Origin of the sequence: Vibrio sp. 10N.286.45.E10 (assembly GCF_002874195.2) — a bacterium.
GTDB lineage: Bacteria > Pseudomonadota > Gammaproteobacteria > Enterobacterales > Vibrionaceae > Vibrio > Vibrio crassostreae.
The window spans coordinates 852864-877713 of the sequence record NZ_MCWD02000001.1 but is presented as its reverse complement, the minus strand read 5'-3'; the positions used below and the strand labels follow the sequence as shown (position 1 = coordinate 877713).

General features: G+C 43.9%; 25 protein-coding genes, 1 riboswitch and 1 other annotated feature. Of the genes, 10 read left to right on the top strand and 15 right to left on the bottom strand.

Annotated elements, in window-relative coordinates:
- Positions 1-14: 14 nt before the first annotated feature.
- Positions 15-857: a formate transporter FocA gene (gene focA, locus BCU34_RS03895; protein ID WP_048614492.1), complete on the bottom strand. Its 843-nt coding sequence runs from the start codon at positions 855-857 to the stop codon at positions 15-17.
- A 362-nt stretch (positions 858-1219) separates the two neighbouring features.
- Positions 1220-2527, bottom strand: a complete 1308-nt coding sequence (locus tag BCU34_RS03890) for an ATPase (protein WP_102433199.1) — start codon at positions 2525-2527, stop codon at positions 1220-1222.
- A 257-nt stretch (positions 2528-2784) separates the two neighbouring features.
- Here BCU34_RS03890 and BCU34_RS03885 point away from each other — a divergent pair, with 257 nt between their 5' ends.
- From BCU34_RS03885 to BCU34_RS03875, 3 genes are all read left to right on the top strand, one after another.
- Complete coding sequence (locus BCU34_RS03885) at positions 2785-3015, top strand: TIGR02647 family protein (RefSeq protein ID WP_017630468.1); 231 nt, start codon at positions 2785-2787, stop codon at positions 3013-3015.
- A gap of 114 nt (positions 3016-3129) precedes the next feature.
- Positions 3130-3984: an NAD(P)H-binding protein gene (locus BCU34_RS03880; RefSeq protein WP_102433200.1), complete on the top strand. Its 855-nt coding sequence runs from the start codon at positions 3130-3132 to the stop codon at positions 3982-3984.
- Entirely contained in the window at positions 3977-4642 is a 666-nt protein-coding gene (locus BCU34_RS03875) for a YdcF family protein (RefSeq protein WP_102433201.1), read from the top strand. Before BCU34_RS03880 ends, BCU34_RS03875 begins: the two co-directional genes overlap by 8 nt.
- Before the next feature lie 125 nt (positions 4643-4767).
- On the opposite strand, the gene BCU34_RS03870 is transcribed toward BCU34_RS03875, so the two are convergent.
- Together BCU34_RS03870 and cysS are read right to left on the bottom strand one after the other, a co-directional pair.
- Positions 4768-5346 (bottom strand): thymidine kinase, encoded by a 579-nt coding sequence (locus BCU34_RS03870; RefSeq protein WP_048658319.1) that lies wholly within the window; start codon positions 5344-5346, stop codon positions 4768-4770.
- A 97-nt stretch (positions 5347-5443) separates the two neighbouring features.
- Entirely contained in the window at positions 5444-6829 is a 1386-nt protein-coding gene (gene cysS, locus BCU34_RS03865; protein ID WP_102480818.1) for a cysteine--tRNA ligase, read from the bottom strand.
- A gap of 190 nt (positions 6830-7019) precedes the next feature.
- Here cysS and BCU34_RS03860 point away from each other — a divergent pair, with 190 nt between their 5' ends.
- The 4 genes from BCU34_RS03860 to BCU34_RS03845 all read left to right on the top strand — a co-directional run bounded on the left by BCU34_RS03860 (position 7020) and on the right by BCU34_RS03845 (position 10310).
- Positions 7020-7514 (top strand): peptidylprolyl isomerase, encoded by a 495-nt coding sequence (locus BCU34_RS03860; protein WP_017060275.1) that lies wholly within the window; start codon positions 7020-7022, stop codon positions 7512-7514.
- Positions 7515-7591: 77 nt separating this feature from the next.
- A complete protein-coding gene (lpxH, locus tag BCU34_RS03855) occupies positions 7592-8326 on the top strand; it encodes a UDP-2,3-diacylglucosamine diphosphatase (protein WP_102480819.1) in 735 nt (244 codons plus the stop codon).
- A 123-nt stretch (positions 8327-8449) separates the two neighbouring features.
- Complete coding sequence (locus tag BCU34_RS03850; RefSeq protein ID WP_102480820.1) at positions 8450-9667, top strand: EAL and HDOD domain-containing protein; 1218 nt, start codon at positions 8450-8452, stop codon at positions 9665-9667.
- A gap of 118 nt (positions 9668-9785) precedes the next feature.
- The gene (locus tag BCU34_RS03845) at positions 9786-10310 is read left to right on the top strand and encodes a YchJ family protein (RefSeq protein ID WP_102433205.1); all 525 of its coding nucleotides are present in this window, start codon (positions 9786-9788) and stop codon (positions 10308-10310) included.
- A 183-nt stretch (positions 10311-10493) separates the two neighbouring features.
- Here the strand turns inward: BCU34_RS03845 and hisIE are convergent, their stop codons facing one another.
- The 9 genes from hisIE to BCU34_RS03800 all read right to left on the bottom strand — a co-directional run bounded on the left by hisIE (position 10494) and on the right by BCU34_RS03800 (position 19756).
- Positions 10494-11144 (bottom strand): bifunctional phosphoribosyl-AMP cyclohydrolase/phosphoribosyl-ATP diphosphatase HisIE, encoded by a 651-nt coding sequence (hisIE, locus tag BCU34_RS03840; RefSeq protein WP_009848800.1) that lies wholly within the window; start codon positions 11142-11144, stop codon positions 10494-10496.
- Entirely contained in the window at positions 11141-11914 is a 774-nt protein-coding gene (gene hisF / locus BCU34_RS03835; protein ID WP_017630683.1) for an imidazole glycerol phosphate synthase subunit HisF, read from the bottom strand. The genes hisIE and hisF overlap by 4 nt, the downstream gene beginning before the upstream one ends.
- Positions 11896-12633, bottom strand: a complete 738-nt coding sequence (gene hisA, locus BCU34_RS03830; protein WP_012604374.1) for a 1-(5-phosphoribosyl)-5-[(5-phosphoribosylamino)methylideneamino]imidazole-4-carboxamide isomerase — start codon at positions 12631-12633, stop codon at positions 11896-11898. The genes hisF and hisA overlap by 19 nt, the downstream gene beginning before the upstream one ends.
- 43 nt (positions 12634-12676) lie before the next feature.
- Positions 12677-13291, bottom strand: coding sequence for an imidazole glycerol phosphate synthase subunit HisH (gene hisH, locus BCU34_RS03825; protein ID WP_017630681.1), 615 nt, complete (start codon positions 13289-13291; stop codon positions 12677-12679).
- Between the two features lie 25 nt (positions 13292-13316).
- Complete coding sequence (hisB, locus tag BCU34_RS03820) at positions 13317-14405, bottom strand: bifunctional histidinol-phosphatase/imidazoleglycerol-phosphate dehydratase HisB (RefSeq protein WP_102433206.1); 1089 nt, start codon at positions 14403-14405, stop codon at positions 13317-13319.
- Positions 14406-14536: 131 nt separating this feature from the next.
- Entirely contained in the window at positions 14537-15577 is a 1041-nt protein-coding gene (hisC, locus tag BCU34_RS03815) for a histidinol-phosphate transaminase (RefSeq protein WP_102433207.1), read from the bottom strand.
- A 9-nt stretch (positions 15578-15586) separates the two neighbouring features.
- The gene (gene hisD / locus BCU34_RS03810; RefSeq protein ID WP_102433208.1) at positions 15587-16888 is read right to left on the bottom strand and encodes a histidinol dehydrogenase; all 1302 of its coding nucleotides are present in this window, start codon (positions 16886-16888) and stop codon (positions 15587-15589) included.
- Positions 16888-17784 (bottom strand): ATP phosphoribosyltransferase, encoded by an 897-nt coding sequence (gene hisG, locus BCU34_RS03805; protein WP_009848806.1) that lies wholly within the window; start codon positions 17782-17784, stop codon positions 16888-16890. Before hisG ends, hisD begins: the two co-directional genes overlap by 1 nt.
- A 53-nt stretch (positions 17785-17837) precedes the next feature.
- Positions 17838-17973: a sequence feature (His leader region), on the bottom strand.
- Between the two features lie 190 nt (positions 17974-18163).
- Positions 18164-19756, bottom strand: coding sequence for a Na+/H+ antiporter NhaC family protein (locus tag BCU34_RS03800; protein WP_102433209.1), 1593 nt, complete (start codon positions 19754-19756; stop codon positions 18164-18166).
- Between the two features lie 112 nt (positions 19757-19868).
- A riboswitch (Lysine riboswitch) is annotated at positions 19869-20046 on the bottom strand.
- Positions 20047-20410: 364 nt separating this feature from the next.
- Here BCU34_RS03800 and BCU34_RS03795 point away from each other — a divergent pair.
- Positions 20411-20821 (top strand): H-NS family nucleoid-associated regulatory protein, encoded by a 411-nt coding sequence (locus tag BCU34_RS03795; protein WP_102433210.1) that lies wholly within the window; start codon positions 20411-20413, stop codon positions 20819-20821.
- Positions 20822-21039: 218 nt separating this feature from the next.
- On the opposite strand, the gene BCU34_RS03790 is transcribed toward BCU34_RS03795, so the two are convergent.
- Positions 21040-22344 (bottom strand): inosine/guanosine kinase, encoded by a 1305-nt coding sequence (locus BCU34_RS03790; RefSeq protein ID WP_102431572.1) that lies wholly within the window; start codon positions 22342-22344, stop codon positions 21040-21042.
- Positions 22345-22446: 102 nt separating this feature from the next.
- A complete protein-coding gene (locus BCU34_RS03785; protein ID WP_010439986.1) occupies positions 22447-22716 on the bottom strand; it encodes a hypothetical protein in 270 nt (89 codons plus the stop codon).
- Positions 22717-22920: 204 nt separating this feature from the next.
- Here BCU34_RS03785 and mnmA point away from each other — a divergent pair, with 204 nt between their 5' ends.
- On the top strand, positions 22921-24057 hold the full coding sequence (gene mnmA / locus BCU34_RS03780) for a tRNA 2-thiouridine(34) synthase MnmA (RefSeq protein ID WP_017068076.1): 1137 nt from the start codon (positions 22921-22923) through the stop codon (positions 24055-24057).
- Positions 24058-24100: 43 nt separating this feature from the next.
- The gene (gene hflD / locus BCU34_RS03775) at positions 24101-24718 is read left to right on the top strand and encodes a high frequency lysogenization protein HflD (protein ID WP_009848813.1); all 618 of its coding nucleotides are present in this window, start codon (positions 24101-24103) and stop codon (positions 24716-24718) included.
- The last annotated feature ends 132 nt before the right edge of the window (positions 24719-24850 follow it).

Below are 24850 nucleotides of genomic sequence, written 5' to 3'. Positions count from 1 at the left end.
TAGAGCCACCTTTATTAGTCACGCAGGTAGATCAACCAATACCACATGCCGACAAAGATACCGCCACCAATGATGTTACCTATAGTAACGGGCAGCAAGTTGTTCATCAGAAAGTCCATCATGTTCAGGTCAACGTAATCCGCAGGGTTAGCGCCCGTCATTGTCCAGAATTCAGCAGGAGCAAATGTTTTAATGCCGATAGCTAAAGGGACTTGGAACATATTCGCAATACAGTGCTCGAAACCAGCTGATACGAACATCGCAACAGGTAAAATCATTACCGCGATTTTGTCGGTAAGTGTACGTCCACTAAACGTCATCCATACCGCGATACAAACCAATACATTACACATGATACCAAGCGCGATAGCTTGGATAAAATCATGGTGCATCTTGTGTTGGGAAATCGCCATTGCATTTAAACCAACCTGGCCATGGTCAAACATGTACTGTTTAGTCAGAAGCATACATGCCACCAGCAACAATGCGCCAATCAAGTTACCTACATAAACCGTAGCCCAGTTCTTGACGAGCGTGCGCCAAGTAATTTTACCACTTGCACGAGCAACCAGAGTAAGCACCGAACTGGTAAATAACTCACCACCGGTAACAACAACGAGAATTAAGCCCAGGCTAAATGCAAGGCCACCTAATAGGCGAGTAATACCCCAAGGCAAATCACCAGCACCGGTCGTTACGATGGTGTAGAACACAAACGCAATACCGATATGGATGCCAGCTGAAATCGCTAGGAGAAAAGATTTGATTGGATCTTTAGTTGCTTTACCTACGCCAATATCTGCAGCGCGCTCAGCCATTTGTGGCGGTAATAATGAGTCAAATTGGTTTAGATTCATGATGATTTACATTTTGAAACATGTCGTCGGGAGCGCGATAATCCTCTCTTTCATTTCTGAATTCAAGAGCTATTTTAAGCTCGAATTTCCTTCAACAACTAAGAAAACGCCAAACCTTCAATGATATTGAAATTTCTTACGACTTTAGTAGTAAAAAGAAAACTCTGATGAATGAAAAACTACCAACGATAAAAACAACACATCTATAAATATCAACAAGTTACGTTAAAACCATAAGAATGACGTACACTATAGCCGTGTTTTGAGAGCTTTTCTTTTCAGATTTTGACATAGATCAACAGAACGTAAAAAAGCGCCCTGAGGCGCTTTTAAGTCAGTCACAAATAAAGACATTGGTTATGCTAAACCGAAGGTTCAATCACTTCTTCTGATGATAGTTCTAGAGCCGGGTTCTCTAGATTTGTTTCAATACTCGGCGAGATCGCATCAGAATCACTTTCGTTGGCAACTTTACCACCTAAGCTTTTCAAACTATCGACTAGTTCTTCTAAGCTTTTTATGTGAGCATCGCTCTTCGTAATCTGCTCACCGAGCAACTCACTATGCTTGGTTGCTTCAGACAATTGCTGTGCTTGCTTCTGGTTTTCAGATTCCAGGTTAGCCAATTGCTCAGTCAAAGTTTCAATCTCTGACTTTAATAGCCCTGTCATGTCGGAGCTTTTTAACGCTTTAATACTCGCTACAATCTTTTGAGATTGCTGACGTAACCCAACATCACGGTAATCTTCATCATTGACGATTTGTGAAATACTCAGTAGTTGGTTCTCTGCATTCAAAACCGACTGTTCGAACTTGTCGCCTTTTACACTCGCCAGCACTTTGACTTCATGAGCGACACTGCGCACGTGGTTCAATTCAAACTCAGCAGCGTGAACCGCATCTTCAATGATCGACTTTTCACGAGGGCTGGCTTTCACTTGGCTTTCGGCCAACGCAATTTGAGATGCTGCCTTAGCAAAGGTCAGCGGAGCAACATCATAAAAATCTTCATCTTCCAAGAACTCTAATTCGTTCTTCAAAGGTTCGATGTATTTCTTATGCGCCACTTTAACTTCTAGTAAGCGAGCATTGTTAAGAAACTCCACCTGCGCTTCTTGAGCGTCTTCAAGCTCATCGACCAGCACATATTCGAACAACTCGCTGTATTCTGAATACAAACGTTTGTAGCTCGAAGTAAACATGGTATCTGCGCCAAGAAACTTCAGGTAATCCATTTGGACAATCGAATCAGCGAGTACTCGGTCAGCCTTCTTCTTTAACACTAAGATCGAGTCATAATTTGATTTGATCAACGCTATTTTTTCATCAAAGGCTTCAGCGTAAGTCAGGCTCGAAAAAATGGAGTAGCTCTTGGTTATCCGAGTTTCGTCTTTCAGTAAGTCCGCATAAATGCTTTCAGCATCATCCCATGCGTCTAATAGTTCATTGTAATTCTCTGGTGCATAGAGAGACAATTGAGCATGGTCTTCAAGCTTAACTTCCCATTCGGAGTAAACGCTTTGGACAGACTGAAATGAACGGACCTCTATTGTAGATTCATTATTGTTGTTTGTGGTTTGGTTCGCGTCTGTCTGCTCTGAGGGTGTGCTTTGACAACCTGAGATAGCAAATAGCATACTGATCGTTAATGCTACTTTGTTCGCTCTCACTTATGCATATCCTTTTTATACAATATTCGCTCAATGCAAATTATTTCTAGTCACAATATATTACAACCACTTAGCAATAAACATCATTGATGATTTAAGTGGGTGCAAATCACCCAATATAACCAAAATAAACCCATCACTCGATGATTAATCAATCAATTTGGTATCACTTATCAATTCTCCTTATTTGCTATTGCCTGAGCCGTGAATGCGCACTAAGGTGAAGGTAGAGAACGTTATGAATATATAGGTTAATTATGAAGTACAACGCTGAACATATTGCTGATTTAAACCTCCTTCTTCAATTTGATGTAAGTAGCGCTGCTACTGGAATTAAAGTTCATCAAGAGGCTGCTCAAGAAACTCAAGACGCTGTTAAGCGCCTATTCGAAAAAAACCTTTGTACTCAGCCAGACGGCGGTTATTTAACAGATGAAGGTATCGAGATGGCAGAGCGCGCAGATAAGCTACTTCGCGTACTTAAATAAAGCTCCATTGTTCTAGTAAAAACTCCACTCGCTTCGGCCGTGGAGTTTTTTCATTTTTGGGCCAAGGTTTGTTAGGCTTATTGTAAATCCATAGCTTGTCGTTGTGAGGTACAGATGGCTTCTATATTTATTGTCGGTGCAGGATGGGTCGGTGCACCTTTATCCAAACATCTAGAAAAACATGGTAACCGAGTGGTGGTCACGAAAACGACCCAAGCGGGAGCGGAGGCCATTGGTAACGAACGAATCCCATGTGAAGTGTTTAGTTTTGACTCATCAAAGCCAGAACAGACTATCGGGCGACTCTATTCACTGTTACTCGAAAACAACACTGAAATTGTAATTGGCAGCTTCCCTCCTGGCTTTAGAAAAGGAGCAGGACAAGAGTATGCCGACTACTGGCAGCAACTCACCAATGCATGTCAAAAGGCCAACATTAAAAAGCTCATTATGGTCAGTTCAACTACGGTATACCCAACCAAGCCGGGTGTGTTGAATGAGCTGGATGCATCGCTCCCCCTTTCAACCTCAGGTAACGAGAACGCATCTTCATTTTCCGATAACGCGCGAATCATGCTGCAAGCTGAACAGTCAGTGATTGATTCAGGTATCGACTACACCATTCTTCGCTTTAGTGGATTAATAGGTCCAAGTCGTCACCCATCAAGGTTTGCTAGTAAGCTAAAGCAAGTGAGCACTCAAGCTCCAGCCAACATGCTGCACCTTGATGACGCGATTGGCGCTGTCGATTTCGCTATCAGTCAGCTGCACAACGAAGTGGTTAACGTGACGACGCCAAATACGGTCAGTAAGGCGGAGTTTTATGCCGCAGCACTGAAAAGCGCCAACAGCAGTGAGCCTCTACCCGCTGTTGTTGATACCCCAGACAAATTAATCTCTTCGAAGAAGATTCTCGATTTAGGTTATTCATTTAAATTCGAATCCACATTGGATGCACTTCATGACTGAACAATCTATGGCTAACAAATATCCCAACACAAAACTGCACCGCTCGGTAGACACCCTTTGGAACTTTATGTCGATGGGTCACAAGGTTACGCCTTCAGACTGCATCTTTGTATTGTGCAGCAATGATACTCGCGTCGCTGAATATGCAGCTGAGCTTTATCACCAACAGATCGCGCCTTACATTGTTTTTTCTGGTGGTGTGGGACGCTTTACCGAAGGAAGCTTTGAGCGCTCAGAAGCTGAAACATTCGCTTCTATCGCACGAGATTGTGGTGTGCCTGACTCTGACATTATCATAGAGAAACACGCGACAAACACTGGGGAAAATGTCCGCTTCACTCATGAGTTACTGAAAGAGCAAGGGTTATCACCGAAGAGGCTAACCTTAGTTCAGAAGCCCTTTATGGAAAAACGAACTTACGCGACCTTTAGTAAACAGTGGCCTGACGAAACGTCCGAGATAACCGTGACATCACGTTGGCAAAATTGGGATGATTACTTTAATGAAGAGTTGCCGTTAGACATGGTGTTAGGTGCATTGATTGCTGATTACGAACGAATCAAATCCTACCCAGAGAAAGGCTTTCAGGTTGAGATGCCCATCCCCGATGACGTTGACCACGCCTATCAAGCATTGAAGAAGCTCGGATTCGAATAAGTCTCCAATAAAGTAAAAGCTAGGCTTGGCATAAAGTAAAAACATAAGTTCAGTAAACAAAAACGGTGACACTTGGTCACCGTTTTTCATTCTTTCCTGTTAGTAACAACAGCAAATAGTTTTGCTTATTTACCTAATGCTTCTTTGTAGTGCAGACGGCAAACAGAAACGTATTTGTCATTGCCACCAATTGCCACTTGATCACCTTCAGCGATCGCGACACCGTGCTCATCGGTACGAATAACCATGTTCGCTTTACGGCCACAATGACAGATGGTTTTCAGCTCCACCAGCTTGTCCGCCCAAGACAGTAAGTAACGGCTACCTTCAAACAGCTCGCCCAAGAAGTCAGTGCGTAAGCCATAACACAGCACAGGAATATGAAGTTTATCCACTACTTCTGTAAGCTGATACACCTGCTCTTTCGACAAGAATTGACACTCATCGATCAACACACAGTGACGCTTCTCTTCGTCGTTCAGCTTTTTGATCGCATCAAACATGTTAGTGTCATTTTTAAAAAGTTGAGCTTCAGATTGCAGACCAATTCTTGAGCTTACTTTACCGATACCATAGCGATCATCCAATGCAGCCGTGAAGATCACTGGCGTCATACCACGTTCTTGGTAGTTGAATGACGATTGAAGAAGCGTTGTTGATTTACCCGCATTCATTGCCGAGTAGTAAAAATACATCTGAGCCACAGAAATATTCCTGTTAAATAAAATTGAATATGAAAAGGTGAAATTAGAGAATTTTTGCTAGAAAAAAGGGCTGAAAATCAGCCCTTTTTTATAAGATTTACTTGCGACGCCAAGTCGTACCTTCTGGGCCGTCTTCTAGAACGATGCCTAACTCGTTTAACTTATCACGTGCAAGGTCGGCATTTGCCCAATCCTTTGAAGCTCGAGAGTCGTTACGCAGTTTGATCAACGCTTCGATTTCAGCCACTTCGTCATCGTTACCAGCCGCATCACCTTGTAGGAAGGCTTCTGGCTCTTGGTGAAGAATACCGATGATGTCCGCTAGTTCACGCATCAATGCACCAAGTCCGCTTGCTTTTTCGATGCTTTCAGGCTTGATACGGTTGATTTCACGCGCCATTTCAAACAGCACTGAGTAAGCTTCAGGCGTGTTGAAATCATCGTTCATCGCAGTAGAGAAGCGAGTTACGTACTCTTCGCCACCAGCAGGAGCTGCGGTAAGGTCTAGGCCACGAAGTGACGTGTATAGACGCTCTAGCGATGCGCGAGCTTGGTTTAGGTTGTCTTCACTGTAGTTCAGTTGGCTACGGTAGTGACCAGACATTAGGAAGTAACGCACTGTTTCAGCATCGTAGTGTGCTAGCACATCACGGATAGTGAAGAAGTTACCTAGTGACTTAGACATTTTTTCTCTGTCTACCATCACCATGCCACTGTGCATCCATGTGTTTACATAGTCAGTACCATGTGCACAGCAAGATTGCGCGATTTCATTCTCGTGGTGTGGGAATTGTAGATCTGAGCCGCCACCGTGGATATCGAAGTGATTACCTAGAATAGACGAGTTCATTGCTGAACATTCAATGTGCCAACCTGGACGACCTGGACCCCATGGTGATTCCCATGTTGGTTCACCTGGCTTAGACATCTTCCAAACCACGAAATCTAGCGGACTACGTTTTGCAGAGTCTATATCAACACGAGCGCCAGCTTGAAGCTGATCAAGGTCTTGCTTAGAAAGCTTACCGTATTCTTCGAACTTCTTAACTTCGAACATTACGTCGCCGTTACTTGCAACATATGCGTAGCCGCGTTCAATCAGCTTTTCAACAAGTTCGATGATTTCAGTGATGAATTCCGTTGCACGAGGCTCAACGTCTGGACGCTTCATGTTCAATGCATCGAAATCAGCGTGCATTTCGCCGATTAGACGTTCAGTCAGAGAGTCACAAGACTCGCCGTTTTCGTTAGCGCGCTTGATGATTTTGTCATCAATATCTGTGATGTTACGAACGAAGTTCAAATCGTAACCAAGGTAACGAAGGTAACGAGTTACTACGTCGAAAGAAACGAACGTACGACCATGACCAATGTGACAGAGATCGTATATGGTTACCCCACAGACATACATGCCGACTTTGCCAGCTGTAATTGGTTTGAATTCCTCTTTCTGTCTTGTGAGCGTGTTATATATCTTCAGCATGATCTCTATCTATTTTATGGATTAATCAAAAATAAGCTCGCAGTATAACAAGTCATACCTTAATAGGTAATCCCCCAAAGCAGGAATTACCTCAAACATCCGAGTTAAGTTAATGATTTGGTGATTTGAAAGTCCGCCAACATGCGCTAGAATTCGAACTTCATATTAAAAAGACAGTAAGGTAACAATCATGATCATCCTTCACACAAATTTTGGTGACATCAAAGTTCAACTTAACGAAGAAAAAGCACCAGAAACAAGCGCAAACTTCCTACAGTATTGCCGTGACGGTTTCTACGACAACACACTATTCCACCGTGTTATCGATGGTTTCATGATTCAAGGCGGCGGCATGACTTCTGGCCTTAAAGAAAAAGCGACTCGTGCAACGATCAAGAACGAAGCAAACAACGGTCTTGCGAACAAAGTTGGTACGCTAGCAATGGCTCGTACTATGGAACCGCATTCAGCGAGCTCTCAGTTCTTCATCAACGTTAACGACAACTCTTTCCTAAACTTCCGTAGCGAAAGCCTAGACGGTTGGGGCTACTGTGTATTCGCAGAAGTTGTTGAAGGCATGGACATCGTAAACAAGATTAAAGGTGTTAGCACTGGTTCTATGGGTATGCACCAAGACGTACCTCTAGAAGAAGTGATCATCACTGGTACTACAATCGAAGCTTAATTCATCGCTTTCGGTTAGTATTGATGAGCCGATAAAATCAGGATATAGGGAGCGAATCGCTCCCTTTTTTTAGACCTATGAAAACATATTTTATATCAGATCTGCACCTTGCTCCGTCACGACAAGATATCACCGACTGCTTCCTAACCTTCATGAAGAAAGAAGCCGTAGAAGCGGATGCACTTTACGTGTTAGGTGACCTTTTCGAATTCTGGATTGGTGACGACGATAAGAGTGAGTTCGCAACTTCTATCCGCCAAGCATTTATTGATTTGGTAAAGACAGGCGTACCTTGCTACTTCACTCAAGGTAACCGTGATTTCCTTGTTGGCAAAAAATTTGCCAAGCAAACGGGCGTGAAACTGCTAGACGAAGTATCGACTATCGATATCTACGGCCAAAGAGCGGTGGTGTTGCATGGTGATACCCTATGTACTGAAGATGTAAAGTACCTCGCTTTTCGTGAAAAAGTACATCAACCATGGCTTCAATGGGTCTTCAACAGAATTCCATTTTTCATCAAGAAAAAAATTGTTTCGAAGGTTCAATCCGATATCAAAGATGACAAGCAAACTAAGTCTCTCGACATCATGGATGTGACACAACAAGAAGTCGAAGATGTAATGGAACGAAACAACGTTGATCTGATGATCCACGGTCATACTCACCGCCCTGACATCCACACCTTCAGTGCTAATAATTGCACTAAAACCCGTATCGTACTTGGCGATTGGTATACGCAAGGTTCCGTGCTGGTGTTCACGCCGCAAAGTTTTGAACTACAGAATCGAGCGTTTAGCAATAGCTTTTAACGTCACTCTTAAACTTTCAGTTTGATTATTATTGTCGGTCAGACTTTCTTAGAAAGTGTATGGTAATTTCTACTGAATTAGCTATTATCTCTCTACCAGAAATAAACCGAACACAGTACCAAGTTGAAATATTCATACGTAGCGCGTCAACCAATACTCGATACAGACAAGAAGACCATAGGTTACGAGTTGCTATTCAGGGATGGTCCTAAGAACACTTTCCCTGAAGTAGAGCCGGAGCTCGCTACTAGCCGTTTGCTTTCCGATCACTTCTTATCGACCCACTATAATACGTTGGGTGATAAGCTTGGGTTCGTGAACTTCCCTTACGCAAGCCTAATCAACTTGGTCCCTACTCTGTTTCCCAAAGAAAGCCTCGTTGTAGAGGTTCTTGAAGACTGCGGACCGACAGACGAGTTACTTGAAGCAATCAAAACTATCTTTGATGCAGGTTATACCATCGCGTTAGATGACTTTGTACCAAGTAAAGCTTGGAAGCGCTTCTTACCTTACGTTTCGATTATCAAGTTCGATATCCGTTTGACGCCAATTGCCAAAGCAGCGATGTTTATGAACTCACTCAAAGGGCTAGATATCAAGTTCCTAGCTGAGAAGGTAGAAACGTACGAAGAATACCAAGAAGCGAAGAAAGCAGGCTTCACTTACTTTCAAGGTTACTTCTTTAGCAAGCCAGAAATGATCCAAACGCGTGCGCTCAACCCTGCATTCCTGACGACCGTTCAGCTGTTAAAAGAGATTGCACACGACCCTATCGACTTTGGTGAAGTAGAGCGTTTAATTACGCTTGATGTGACCATGTCGTATAAGCTACTTACCTACGTAAACTCTGCAGGTGGTTCAGCAACGACGATTCGCTCATTCCGCCAAGCGCTTATTTACCTTGGCGAACAAAAGCTGCGTAAGTTCGTTTCTCTTGTGGCTATCGCCTCCGCGAAAGAAGATAAGCCGGACTCTCTCTATGGTTTAGCGGTAATACGCGCACGTCAATGTGAACTCTTAGTCGAGAAGATGAATGTTAAGGTTGAGCCTGGACAAGCCTTTTTGACCGGTATGTTCTCTCTATTGGACTCACTCTTTGACCAACCATTGAAACAAGTACTCGATTCAGTGCCGATCGACGTAGAGATCAAACAAGCCTTAATTCAACGTAAAGGCGTGTTAGGTGCTGTGTTGGCGATGGTGGTTGCTTATGAACAAGCTCGTTGGGATGAAGCGACTCGTATTCGCCAGCTTCTCAAACTGAGTGAAGCTCAACTTGGTCAAGCTTATGACGAAGCGACGACTTGGGCTCAAGAACTATTATCTCCAGCCCTGAAATAGCGTAATTCACACAACAACTTCAATAGAAACTTAACTTTGGTGAGCGATCGTTTCTTGGTAAACTCCCACGCATTCATTTATGGCCTCTTAATAGAGGCCATTTTTACAGGATCTGACTATGTCTTTATGCCCATGCGGTAGTAATAATACTTACCAACAGTGCTGTGAATCAGCGCACCTCGATCACAGCTCAGTTGAAACTCCAAAGCAGCTGATGCGCTCTCGTTATTCCGCGCACGTTTTAGGATTGGTTGATTATGTAATTGCTACCTATCACCCTAGCTGTGATGCTGAGTCGCAAAGAGAAGGCATTACCGAATCTATCGACAGTGATTGGGCAGGTCTTGAAGTCATCGATACGGCGGCAGGCTCGCACCAAGACGAAGGCTTTGTTGAATTTAAAGCTTACTTCAATGAAGACGGCGCGCAGTACTGTATGCAAGAGCGCTCGCGTTTCGTTCGTGAAAACGGCCTATGGTTTTATATCGATGGCGAGTTCCCAGAGCAAGAAAACGAACATGAAAAGCTAACAGAACCAGAGATTGACCCTCGCCTAAACCAAACCGTAGAGAGCTTCAAGATTGGCCGTAATGACCCTTGCATTTGTGGTAGTGGGAAGAAATATAAAAAGTGCTGCGGGTAATACTGAGATTTAAGGTAGCTAAGCGCTGAGATAGATTCCTGATGTCACCTAAGCTCCTCGGAATGACGATGTTCAGTGCTTTTTAAGTAGATTAATATCTTAGATGATTAAAAAGCCCCGTAAACATGGTTGTTTACGGGGCTTTTATCTATTTTTTACGCGGTTCGATAAATCTAAAGAGGCTTACTTATGACGCTCTTTAAGTTTATTTACCACGTCGTTCATCGATAGGCCTTGGTCTTGAAGAAGAACCATTAGGTGGTAAATCAAATCTGCTGATTCACACACTAGTTCCGCCTTATCGCCCGACGTCGCCGCAAGCGCGACTTCAACGCCTTCTTCGCCCACTTTTTGCGAAATACGCTTGGTGCCACGGGCATATAGACTGGCAGTATAAGAAGACTCAGGGTCTGCGTCCTTGCGGGCAGCCAGTAGCTGCTCAAGCTGATGAAGCCACACCATCTGAGACTCTTCTTGCTTGTCTCCATCCCAACACGTTGTTGTACCTGTGTGGCACGTTGGACCAATGGGATTAACTTTAACCAGTAAAGTGTCGCTGTCACAGTCCAAGGCGATGTTTTGCAGTTGTAATACGTTGCCTGACGTTTCACCTTTCGTCCAAAGGCGCTCTTTGGTGCGAGAGAAAAACGTCACATTGCCAGTTTCACCTGTTTTCTCAAGTGCTGCTGGGTTCATGTATCCCATCATTAACACTTGGCTCGATTGGTAATCTTGAACAATAGCTGGTACTAAGCCATCTACTTTTTCCCAGTTAATACGCTCTGATAATGCGCCTACTTCTGTTTTTGATAAGCTTGCGGTTTCAAAACTCATAGTCGCACCTCTACATCTTGTTGTTTTAAATACTGTTTAAGTTCACCAATATTGATGACTTGCTTGTGGAATACCGAAGCTGCTAGCGCTCCGTCCACGTTGGTCTTCTTATAGGCTTCAGCAAAGTGCTCCATTGCACCTGCGCCACCAGAAGCAATCAGAGGTACATTGCATACTTCACGTACCATGTTTAACTGTTCGATGTCATAGCCGTTACGAACGCCATCTTGGTTCATCATGTTTAACACAATCTCACCTGCGCCACGTTTCTGTACTTCCTGCACCCAATCTTTGGTTTCCCATTTGGTCGCTTTAGTACGCGCCTCATCGCCAGTGAATTGGTAAACCTGATATTTACCGGTTTCTTTATCGAAGTATGAATCGATACCGACAACAATACACTGCACGCCGAACTTATCAGCAAGGTCAGTGATCAATTGAGGGTTAGCAAGTGCAGGCGAGTTGATCGATACTTTATCGGCACCAAATTCAAGAATGCGCGCTGCATCTTCTGCTGATTTAATACCACCAGCAACACAGAAAGGAATGTCAATCACTTCTGCTACGCGCTTCACCCAGCTTTTATCGACGACACGACCATCGCTTGATGCCGTGATGTCATAAAATACTAATTCATCAGCGCCCTCTTCCGCATAGCGCTGTGCTAACGGAACGATGTCGCCAATGATTTCGTGGTTACGGAACTGAACGCCCTTCACCACTTGTCCGTCACGGACATCCAAACAAGGGATTATTCGCTTTGCCAACATGCAAATGCCTCCTCTGCGGTAAACTTGCCATCAAGTAACGCACGACCAACAATCACACCCGCAACACCGCTGCCTTTTAGAGCTTCGATATCCGCTAGGCTGCCAATGCCGCCCGATGATTGGAATTGAACCTGTGGGTACTGTTTACAAAGGTCAACGTAAAGCTCGACGTTTGATCCTTCTAGCGTGCCATCACGTGAAATGTCAGTACATAGAACGTGTTTAAGACCCACTGTTAGGTAGTCTTCAATCAGCGCTTCAATAGTCACGCCTGAATCTTCTTGCCAACCTGAAATTGCCACTTTACGTGTGCCGCTTTCATCGATGTTGATGTCCAGAGCAAGCACGATTTTTTCAGCGCCGTACTTTTCCATCCAACCTTTAACCAGCTCTGGTTGCTTAACTGCTGTAGAACCAACCACAACGCGCTGTGCACCAGCTTCCAGTAGGTCTACGACATCTTGTTCGTTACGCACGCCACCACCAATCTGGATGTTCGCAGGCGTGCTAGCAAGTAGCTTAGCAATCAAGTCTAACTGACGAGCCGTTGTGTCTTTTGCACCCGTTAAGTCAACAAGATGCAGCCAACCTGCGCCAGCTTGGTGATACAGGTTAAACTGCTCTGCTGGGTCTACTTTGTATTCTGTTACTTGCCCGTAGTCTCCTTGGAATAAGCGAACTACTTGACCTTCAATTAAATCTAACGCGGGAATAATCATTTACATTCCTTATATGGCAACGTTAGCCGCTGCCTAATCCTTATTACAATTCCAAGAAGTTCTGAATCAGCTTAGAGCCAGCTTTCGAAGATCGCTCTGGGTGGAACTGAACACCATAATAATTGCCACTTTGAACCGCCGCTGTAAACGGATTACCGTAATCACATTGTGCGATTGTGTAGTCGCCCACTGGCATTGCGAAGCTGTGAACGAAGTAGAAATACTCGCCTTCTTCAATATCTTTAAACAAAGGATGGTTAGGTGTCGAAGTTACTGTGTTCCAACCCATGTGTGGTAATGGCAAATCGCCCGTTTCGAGTAAACGCACTTCACCATCACACAAACCTAGACATTCAACTAACTCGTCAGCCTTTTGGCCTTTCTCTTGAGATAATTTGCCTAACAGTTGCATACCTAAACAAATACCAAGCAGAGGCTTCTCTACTTTCTTCACAAGAGAAACAAGGTCGCGCTCTTGCAGGTTCTTCATTGCCTCACTTGCTGTACCTACACCGGGTAGGAATAGCTTATCGGCAGCAAGAACAACTTCAGGTTCTTTTGAAATTTCAACTGCGTAACCCAAACGTTCAATGGCAAATTTAACCGAAGAAACGTTGGCACACCCAGTATCAATGATGACGACTTTTTGATCTTTCATTGTTTTTTCCTTGCTAACGTTAGCCTTACAGGACGCCTTTGCTGCTTGGTAACTCATTACCTTCAACTTTGATTGCTTGGCGAAGAGTACGGCCAAACGCTTTGAACAGGCTCTCAATGATGTGGTGATCATTATTGCCAGCAGAAGAAAGGTGTAGCGTACAAGCCAGAGTGTCGGTTAGAGAACGGAAGAAGTGAACCACCATCTCTGTTGAAAGATCACCCACTTGCTCACGACTGAATTTAGCATCGAACTTCAGGTATGGACGACCAGAAAGGTCTAGCGCACACTGAGCCAAACATTCATCCATTGGCAGGCTAAAACCAAAACGGCCAATACCACGTTTGTCACCTAGTGCATCTTTCAGAGCTTGGCCTAACGCAAGTGCCGTATCTTCCACTGTGTGGTGATCATCAATGTGTAGATCGCCTTTCACCGTCAGGTTCATTTGGAAACCACCGTGTGTCGCGATTTGATCAAGCATGTGGTCGAAGAAACCCATGCCGGTATCGATCTTATTACCACCGGTTTCATCAAGGTTTACAGCTACCTTAATGTCGGTTTCTTTAGTTGTACGAACCACTTCAGCAACGCGAGCATTAACCGTCAGATCTTTAACGATTTGTGGCCAGTTAAGCGTACCTTCCGTTTCTGCATCAGGGCCATATTGAATACCGCGGATTGCCATATTCTCTGCAAGTTGAAGATCCGTCATTCGGTCGCCAATCACAACAGAGTGTTGGAAGTCGACTTTACCGCCTTGTAAATACTCTTTAACCATACCTAATTTAGGCTTGCGGCAAGAGCAGTTGTCTTCGTCAAAGTGAGGGCAAATAAGCACGTCGTCAAACTTAACGCCTTGAGATTCGAAGAACTCCATCATCATATTGTGTGGCGCATCGAAATCTTCTTGTGGGTAGCTATCGGTACCTAGGCCGTCTTGGTTAGTCACCATCACTAGACGGTAACCAGCATCTTGCAGTGCAAGCAGGCTAGGAATCACTAGCGGTTCGAATTTTAGCTTGTCTAAACGGTCTACTTGAAAGTCAACTGGCGGCTCAACAATTAAGGTGCCGTCGCGGTCTATAAAAAGTATTTTCTGTTGTTTACTCACTTGAACTTCCTTTTAATTTTAAATCTGGTGGCCTAGCTAAAATCAAACGCTAACCCAAAATATTGGTTTCACTTACCAGCCTGCGATTAATCAAATCAAACTGGTAAATGTTATTACTGGTAAGCCTTTCGTTACTGATAAAAGTTACGAATAAATCCAAGTGTCTTTTCGCACTCTTCGCGGTTACCAATACTAATGCGAACACAGTCTTCAATTGGTGAATTACGCAAGATGATGCCCGTATCCCAAGCCGCTTTAAACAACTTATCGCCGTTCGGGAATTTAACCAGTAGGTAGTTACCCCAACCATCAAATACCGTCACTTGAGGCATACCTAATAGACCCGCTTGCAAATACGCTCGGTTCGCACTTAAATCCAGGACCTGGAACTTAGCTCGTGCAAGTCCTTGCTCTGAAAGTGCTTGAACGGCAATGTCAGCAACAGGGATTGGCACTGGGTAAGGAGCAATCACTTTCAACAGCACATCGATAAGCGCTTTATTCGCCAGCGTAAAACCACAACGTAAACCCGCTAAAGCAAAAGCCTTCGACAAGGTGCGTAGGATCGCGAGGTTTGGATATTGCTCAAGCAAATCAACGGTTGACGCTTCTGGACAAAAATCGATATACGCTTCGTCCATCACCACGATCGCTTTGTCTTGAGTCATTTCAAGCAACTTGATGATGTCTTTACGATTAACCAAATTACCGGTTGGGTTGTTTGGGCTACAAACAAACACCACCTTTACGTTGTCGAGTTGAGCTTCAATCGCAGGAAGATCCAGTTGCCATTCAGAAGTTAGAGGCACAACTTTACGCTCAACACCAATCGTCTCTGCACTGATTGCGTACATACCGTAAGTAGGTGGGCAGTAAAGAATAGCGTCTTCGTTCGGCTCACAGAAAGCACGAATCAATAACTCGATGCCTTCATCAGCACCACGAGTCGTTAGTGTTTGCTCTGATTTCACACCGGCGTATTGTGCATAAGCGTCAATCAACTCTTTAGGCTGACATTCGCTGTAGCGATTAAGACGAGACAGGTTTAGGTTGTACTCGTTATCAAACGGAGATTCGTTGGCATTGAGCCATACATCACCAGTACCGCCAATGCGTCTTGCAGACAAGTAAGGTGTAAGAGCCTGAACTTGTTTTCTTGCTAACTTTTCCATGCCCTACCCTTATTTCGCTTTATTTAACTTTTCAACTCGGATGGTCACAGCGCGTTTGTGTGCATCCAAGCCTTCGGCTTCCGCCATTGTTACTACCGTTGGCGCTAGGCCTTTCAAACCGTCAGCCGTTAGCTCTTGCACCGTCATTCTCTTAGAGAAATCAGCTAAACCCAGGCTTGAATACGTTTTCGTGTAACCGTAAGTCGGAAGAACGTGGTTTGTGCCTGATGCGTAGTCACCTGCAGATTCTGGAGACCAGTCACCAAGGAAGATTGAGCCTGCATTATCTAGCAATGGCAGCAATTCACGTGGATTCTTGGTTTGAACAATCAAGTGCTCAGGACCGTAGAAGTTCGAAATCGCAATCGCTTGAGTGATCGATTCAGCAATGATAATTAAGCTTGAAGCCAATGCTTGCTGAGCGATGTTCGCACGAGACAGTTCTTTCAATTGCTTCTGAACCGCTTCTGTTACTTGGTCAGCAACCACTGGAGATGGTGTTACTAGCACAACCTGAGAATCAGGACCGTGCTCCGCTTGGCTCAGTAAATCCGCCGCGATGAAATCTGCATCTGCAGTTTCATCGGCAATCACTAACACTTCAGACGGGCCAGCAGGCATATCAATCGCCGCACCGCGGAAGTCGTTGCTAACTTGGCGTTTCGCTTCCGTTACGTACGCGTTGCCAGGGCCGAAGATCTTATCGACTTTAGCTACACTCTCGGTACCGTAAGCCATAGCAGCAACCGCTTGACCACCACCAACGTTGTAAACCTCGTCGATCTTACAAAGCTTAGCGACATACAAGATTTCATCTGCGATTGGTGGAGGTGAACAAAGCACAACCTTGCGGCAACCTGCGATTTGAGCGGGAACACCTAACATAAGAACCGTTGACGGAAGTGGCGCACTGCCACCTGGAATATAAAGGCCAACAGTATTAATAGCGCGCGTCACTTGCTCACACACAACACCAGGCTGTGTCTCAACCTTAATTGGCTGCGGCTTTTGAGCTTCGTGAAACTTCGCAATGTTGCTATAAGCTTGCTCTAACGCTTGCTTCATCTCTGGTGTTAGACGAGCACACGCCTCTTCGATCTCACCCGAACTGACTCGAATGGATTCTGGAGTCACACCATCAAACTTTGCAGTCAGCTCTCTAAGCGCGGCATCGCCTTCATTTCGTACTTTTGCAATCACATCAGAAACAGTCGCGGTGATGTTTGCACCTTCAGTAATAGCTGGACGCTCTAATACCGAGTCTTGCTGTGATTCACTTAAAGATTGCCAAACAACGGTTCTCATCGTCACTACCCCATCATTTTTTCGATTGGTAATACTAGAATCGAGCTTGCACCCAACTCTTTCAGCTGCTCCATTGTTTCCCAGAACAAGTTCTCTGTACTTACTAGGTGAACGGCAACTTTGTCTTTGTCTGTAGATAGCGGAAGAACCGTTGGATCTTCAGCACCAGGCAGTAGTGCTTTGATTTGCTCTAGCTGAGAGGTTGGCGCGTGAAGCATGATGTACTTCGACTCTTTCGCTTGTTGAACACCCTGCATACGAGTCAGTAGTTTTTCAATCAGTGCGGTTTTGTCTGCGTCGAAATCACCAACACGTTGAATCAGTGTTGCTTTCGATTGGAAGATAGCTTCAGCTTCTTTTAGGCCATTCGCTTCAAGCGTTGCACCTGTAGAAACTAAATCAGCGATAGCGTCTGCTAGACCTGCGCGAGGAGCAACTTCAACCGAACCTGTTAGCATACAAGTGCTGAATTCAACACCCTGCTCATCCATGTAGGCTTTCAGTAGTTGTGGGTAAGTTGTCGCAATACGCTTGCCCGCAAGATCTTGTGGCCCGTTGTAGACTTCATCTTTGTTGATTGCGATAGAAAGACGGCAACCACCGAAGTCTAAACGGCGTAGTGTGCGAAACTCTGATGGCTCTTTTAGAGCAACACGGTCTAGTCGAACTTCTTCTAGTTCATTTTCACCGATGAAACCAAGGTCAACCACACCATCCATGATAAGACCTGGGATGTCATCATCACGAACTAATAACAAGTCGATTGGCATATTTAGTGAATGAACAACTAGGCGCTCACCCATGATGTTAAATTTAACACCACATTTTTTAAGTAGGTCTTGGCACTCTTTACTTAAGCGACCTTTCTTTTGAATTGCGATTCTTAGGCGTTGTGTCTGCATTGCTGTATCCCTGTGCAAATATTTGAATTTATTGATTATTTAAAATCGCTAAAACTAAAAAACCCTCGGAAGACTTTGTCATCCCGAGGGTTTAAATCTAAATTCTTTGACTTAACCTCCGGGAGAATTCTTGCTCCCGGGTATACGTAAATCTCCCCGAAAGACTAGATAGGGTGATGATGGTGATGAATGTTCATTACTAATTTACGCATACTTATAAGCTCTTCAGTTGTTTGCTTTCTTGTCTCCACACTAACTAAGCTGAGATCCTTTTTCAACCATTTATTCGAACTTTTTTCACTAAACTTAAAATTAAATTAACAAGCACAAAAAAGGGAGGCTAATGCCTCCCTGATAGTTTACTGATTAGCTTTCAGTTTTAGCTTTTGCACGTCGCCATTTTGCAGCGAGAGAAGTAAGCCAATGCAAAACATACAGCAACAAACGTTAGAGACGCTGCGCCAAATGCGATGCCAATTGAAGATGTCATACCTAAGGTAATGAAACCAATGCACGATACGAACGCCACAGACAGCGCGTATGGAAGCTGAGTCGATACGTGGTCAATGTGGTTACAACGAGCACCAGTAGAAGACAGAATCGTTGTGTCTGAGATTGGAGAACAGTGGTCACCAAATACAGCACCCGCTAGAACCGCACTTAGCATAGGAAGAATTAGCGCGATATCCGATGCTGCAGCCATGTCGCCCGCGATAGGTAACATAATACCGAACGTACCCCAAGATGTACCTGTCGAGAACGCCATAACGCCCGCTAGAAGGAACAACATAACCGGTAGCCAGTGGTAATCAATGCTGCCTGTTACTAGAGACGATAGGTAAGAACCCGTTTTCATGTCGCCGATGACAGAACCGATAGTCCATGCAAACACAAGAATCAGAATCGCGCCAAACATAGAGCTAGCACCGATCCACATTGTTCTTGCGATATCAGCCATAGAGAGCTTTTGCTTGAATACTGTCGCTAGTGCTACTAGTAAACCGATAACACCACCGTAAACAAGAGACTTACCTACATCCGTGTTTTCGAATGCACCTAGAAGGTTGAATGCTTGGTCATCAGCAGCCAGCGCTTGGCCACCTGTGTAAAGCATTGCTGCAACTGTCGCTACAATTAGCGATACGATTGGCATAACAAGATCAGAAACTGAACCGTTTTCGCTCTCTTCGATGTCTAGCTCTTCGTTTAGATCGTGAGCTTGCTTTTGATCGTTGTCGCCTTCAAAGCCACGGCCTTGAGATGCTTCGATTTCATGCTCACGCATCTTACCAACATCTAGACCGAACCAAGCCACTGCGAACACCATTAATAGTGCAAATACAGCGTAGAAGTTCATTGGAATAAGACGAACGTAAGCACCCAGTGCAGAATACTCTGTCACACCGTGTGTCACTAAAATGCCACCAATAATAGTAATGATGTAAGCACCCCAGCTAGAAGCTGGCATGATCACGCACATTGGAGCAGCAGTAGAATCGAGAATATAAGCAAGCTTAGCGCGAGATACGTAGAAACGGTCTGTTACAGGGCGAGAGATAGCACCTACCGCTAAGCTGTTGAAGTAGTCATCAACAAAGATGAATACACCTAGGAAAGCAGCAAGTAGTTTTGAACCACGTTTGCTCTTAACGCGAGACTGCGCCCACTCCGCGAATGCGCGAGTACCGCCAGACAGTGTTAATAATGCCGTTGTCATTCCAAGAATAATTAGGAATGCAATGATGCTCATGTTCCAAGTGTTGATGCCACCATCTTCGATGAAAACACCAGATGCTTTAGTAAACACGTAACTAACTGCGTTACCTACTGAGTAGTCAGCAAGTAGAATCGCACCCATGATGATACCGACACCCAAAGAAACCAATACACGGCGGGTAACAATAGCAAGGCTCAAAGCCACAAGGGGCGGAAGCAAAGATAAAGGTGATGTTGCAAAATCTATTAAATTCATGATCTTCAAAAACCAGTTTTTTATTTGGCTAGAGATCTACTGCAGACAAACTTGATACGGCTGACCAAGCTCATGTTGAACTAAGCGAAAGGGAAGTGAACACTTCACCCAACCCTACAGTAGCGCTCCATAGTTTAAAATTAAGACTATGGCAGTGTTGTACCTATTGAGCACAACCCCAGCAAATTGCTTAGATATACAATTTACTTCGGCAATTACACCTTTCATTCCCGTTCATTGGCATCACCCCAACGGAAGTTACTTTTTATAATTGCACCTCTACGTGCGATAACATTATTAACCGTGCAAACCAGAGTTTAACAACAAATTAACCAATACCTCGCATCAGGTAGCCGCAATTGTACTCATCAAGAGCAACAATGCAACATATCATTCCGAGAAAAATAGCTTTTTGCTAATGAACTAATCAATAAGAGAATAGTCTACATAAGTTAACTACTCCACCAGTCACATATCAGTTTTTAAGATAATCTTAATAATTATTATAAATTCGATAGAAATACGGCTCTGAATTTTCAACTATTCATCTCACTTTTATATTTAAATATGTAATAGAAGAAATACTATTTGTTTTATTCCTAGGCTCTGTTTATTATTAGGAGGATTATTTAGTTTACCTTGATGGAAAATATCATGTCTGAATTAACAAAAACTCTATTAAATATCCGCAGCCTTCGTGCGTTCTCACGTGAATTAACTCTTGAGCAACTTGAAGAAGCGCTAGACAAGCTGACTATTGTTGTACAAGAGCGTCAAGAGTCTGAAGCTGAAGAGCGTGCTGCTAAAGCAGAGCAAGAAGCTAAGCTTTCTGCTATTGCTGAACAAATTGCAAAAGACGGAATTGATGTTGCAGATCTAATTGCAGCACTTTCTGGTGAAGCAAAATCTAAAACAACTAAAGCTAAACGCGCTCCTCGCCCTGCGAAATACAAATATGTAGACGGAAATGGCGATGAGAAGACTTGGACAGGTCAAGGTCGTACGCCTTCAGCTATCCAAGAACAGCTAGATGCTGGTAAATCTCTAGAAGAGTTTGCAATCTAAACATTTAGTTTACTTAGTGAGTAATCAATTACACGCTAAGCAATAGAATTAATATTTTAGTCGACCAAAGTATTATTTACGGCTTCAATATATTCAGAAACAAAAAAGGCTCCTTTCGGAGCCTTTTTTATATTTGTACTATCAGTATTAGAAACTAACTGATACTGATACTGATACTGATACTGATACTGATAGTACTACTGATTAAAGAAAGTAACTTATCTTTCCCAGTACGCTTCTTCTAGGCTATCTTCTCTTTCAGGAAGACCACGAGATAAACGTGGAGAGTGTTGAACCAACACTTCATAGCTAGCGCGGTTTGAATATTTACAAACTTGTGAGAAAGAAGAATAGGTCAAAAATGAATGTTGGTGCTTACTTGAGTTTGGCACGTTTTCTTTGTGGTACTTATTCGCAGCCATATCATGTAATAAAGCCGATAAAGCAGCATCACCTGCACCATTCGTATTTTTGATTTTTTCCGGACCACCCATGTATGGCGCAATATGCGAATACACTTTGGTTGGGTTTTCACATAAATCTTTATGCGCAGGACGGCTAAATTCAAAACGGTTGAACTCTGCGATTGAACCTGGAAGTAAAGGCAGTGACGTTTCACGTTTAGCTGCATCTTCCGTGTAACCCGCCATGAATAGGCCAACAGGTCCCGCGGTACATAGAACAAGGTCTACCCACTCTAACGCTTTATCTGAAGCAGCAAGCGGATCACTCTCGCCTGTCAATGCTTCAGCTTCATCTTCATTCATTGCAACAACAGTTACGTGTTGCTCAAGGAAATCTTTCCAGAATTCTGGATCATCTTGAATAACAAATTTAGTACCAAGGGTTAAAACAACAGGCACATCGTATTTCTTCGCGTATTCGATCGCTTTCATTGTTGCTTCAGGCATAGGGTCACCTGGCTTACAACGAACTAAATAAGCCGTTAAAACTAAAGCAGAAGCACTTTTGAAGATCTTTTCAGGAATGCTTTCTGGTTTTAATTGGTTCATTTGTCCTTCGCTAATTGCGAAAGTACGTTCACCGTCTTCTGTAATTAATGCAAAGCAGCGACCAATTGCGCCATCTACCCCTTGTAAATGGTTCAGATCCATTCTGCTTGATGTATTACATAAATAGCGGTAACCGTAGCTACCAATCTTAATATCTTGGCTCATTACACCCAGTAGAGTAGAACGGTCATCCGCTAGCACTGAATAGTTGTGTAATGTGTTACCAATTGTGCCACCAGCGTATTCATTGGTAATCAGGCTCTGTTCTTTTAATTCTTGATATAAAGATTCAGCGGCTGCGTCACCAATAACCAGTGAATGTCCCTTGCTCAAACCATACTTCTCAATAAGTTCAGAACTCACCTTTGCTTCAATATCCACCAATGTTTGGTCAATACCGATAATATGAGTGCGTGACATTCTTTTACTGCTTTGAGCTTGGCTCACTAGAGGATCACGAGCGTGAACCGGAAAGTAGTGCTTTGATTTACGTTGTCCAGGGAATTTCATAGGGCTAGTCTAAGTCAAGGGGAAATAGGTGGCGGATTCTACCGCGCTATATTTAACGCGGCAATCTTTCAAACTATAGCAAACGTTTGCTGAAGGTTTTTTTTATTCGCCTTCCATAAAGCTCAGATCAGGCAGCATACCCAAATGCTCTGCGTAACGTTTTTGATTGAACTCCGCGCCGTTTTTCATAACGTCAAAGACTTCAATTGCCAGTGCACATGCCATAGCCGCAATTGCCTCTTCACGAGGAGTACCAGTCATCATTAAACGCATCAGCGTCTCTTTAACTTTTACAGGTTCGCCATCTTCAAGCTGGTTTTCGATAATCTCAATCAGCTCTTCTTCTTGCATAAATTCATTTTGTTCAGACATTTTTTTATCTCAGGTCTTGGATTTCGAGCGACTATGCCACATATACTTCTGACATCCTAGCGACTCACCTCGCTCTCATGCGATTCTCTAACAAAGTCAGCGCACTATTTGTGCAAATGAAACTGTGATTCCGGTCTCGGATCTGTCACGGCGTTTCTCTTTCTGTTAGAATCTGCGACCAAGTAATAGTAACGGTGTTTAGACATGTCAGATATCAGCTCTGGAAACAGCGAAAAGAAAGTAATTGTCGGTATGTCCGGCGGTGTAGATTCGTCAGTATCGGCGTATCTTCTTCAGCAACAAGGCTATCAGGTAGAAGGCCTTTTCATGAAAAACTGGGAAGAAGATGATAACGAAGAATACTGCACGGCAGCTGAAGACCTTGCTGATGCTCAAGCGGTATGTGACAAACTAGGCATCCACCTACACACGATCAACTTTGCTGCGGAATACTGGGACAATGTATTCGAGTACTTCCTTGAAGAGTACAAAGCGGGTCGTACACCGAACCCTGATATCCTTTGTAACAAAGAAATCAAATTCAAAGCATTCTTAGAGTTTGCGGATGAAGTGCTAGACGCAGACTATATTGCGATGGGTCACTACGTTCGTCGTACTTTCCCAACTCAAGAAGAGCTTGATGCTGGCGTAAAACCAGAAATGCTACGTGGTCTAGACAGCAACAAAGACCAAAGCTACTTCCTATACACGCTAAGCTCAGATCAAGTGGCACGCAGCCTATTCCCTGTCGGTGAATTAGAAAAGCCAGAAGTGCGACGTATTGCTGAAGAGCAAGACTTGATCACAGCGAAGAAGAAAGATTCTACAGGCATCTGCTTTATCGGTGAGCGTAAGTTCACTGAATTCCTAGGCAAATACCTACCAGCACAACCGGGTAACATCGAAACACCTGAAGGCCAAGTGATTGGTCAACACCAAGGTTTGATGTACCACACGCTAGGTCAGCGCAAAGGCCTTCATATCGGTGGCACTAAAGGTGGCGGCGGTAATGAAGAACCATGGTTTGTTGGTGAAAAAGATCTCAAGCGTAATGTTTTGATCGCAGTACAAGGTAAAGACCACCCTCTTTTGAAATCAGAAGGTTTGATCGCTTCTCAGCTTCATTGGGTAAATCGCACACCAATTACTGAAGTTATGACATGCACGGTAAAAACACGTTACCGTCAGACTGATATTCCTTGTACAATCATCCCAATTGATGATGAGAACATTAAGGTTATTTTTGATGAACCTCAGATTGCTGTGACCCCAGGTCAATCGGCAGTGTTCTACCTAGACGAAGTATGTCTTGGTGGCGGTATCATCGAAAAACGCATCTAACTAATCGAACGACAAACGATAGAAGACAACTAGGAGTTACTACGTGGCTAATACACTTTATGACCGTACTATTGCTTTCGCCGGAATTTGCCAAGCTGTGGCTTTGGTTCAACAAGTAGCGAAAGACGGCCATTGTGATAAAGATGCCTTCGAAGCTTCACTCAGTGCTATTTTAAATACCAACCCAGCGAATACAGTTGGCGTATTTGGACGTGAAGCGAACCTAAAGCTTGGCCTTGAGTGCTTAGTAAAAGGTATCGATAGTACTCCAGCTGGTAGCGATATTACTCGTTACATTATCAGCTTGATGGCTCTTGAGCGTAAGCTATCTTCTCGCAACGACTCTATGTCTCAGCTTGGTGACCGCATTCAAACTGCGGAGCGCCAAACTGAACACTTTGATCTGTTTGACGAGCAAATGATCAGCAACCTTGCGAGCATCTACCTTGATGTTGTGAGTCCAATAGGCCCTCGTATTCAGGTTTCTGGCACACCAGCTGTACTTCAACAAACCTCGAGCCAACATAAGGTTCGCGCACTGCTTCTATCAGGGATTCGAAGCGCTGTGTTATGGCGCCAGGTTGGTGGTAAACGCCGCCACCTTATCTTCGGTCGCAAGAAGATGATCGAGCAGGCTCAAATCCTACTAGCTCGAATGTAATTTATTAGCTCGCGCCTTGTCGCGAGCTTGTTTTTTGTATCAACACAACTCTCACGCAAACGATTGCGCAATGTGCGTGACAATTGAGATTGTTACTGGTATAAACCTCTCAAAATTTAGAAAACTCAATTC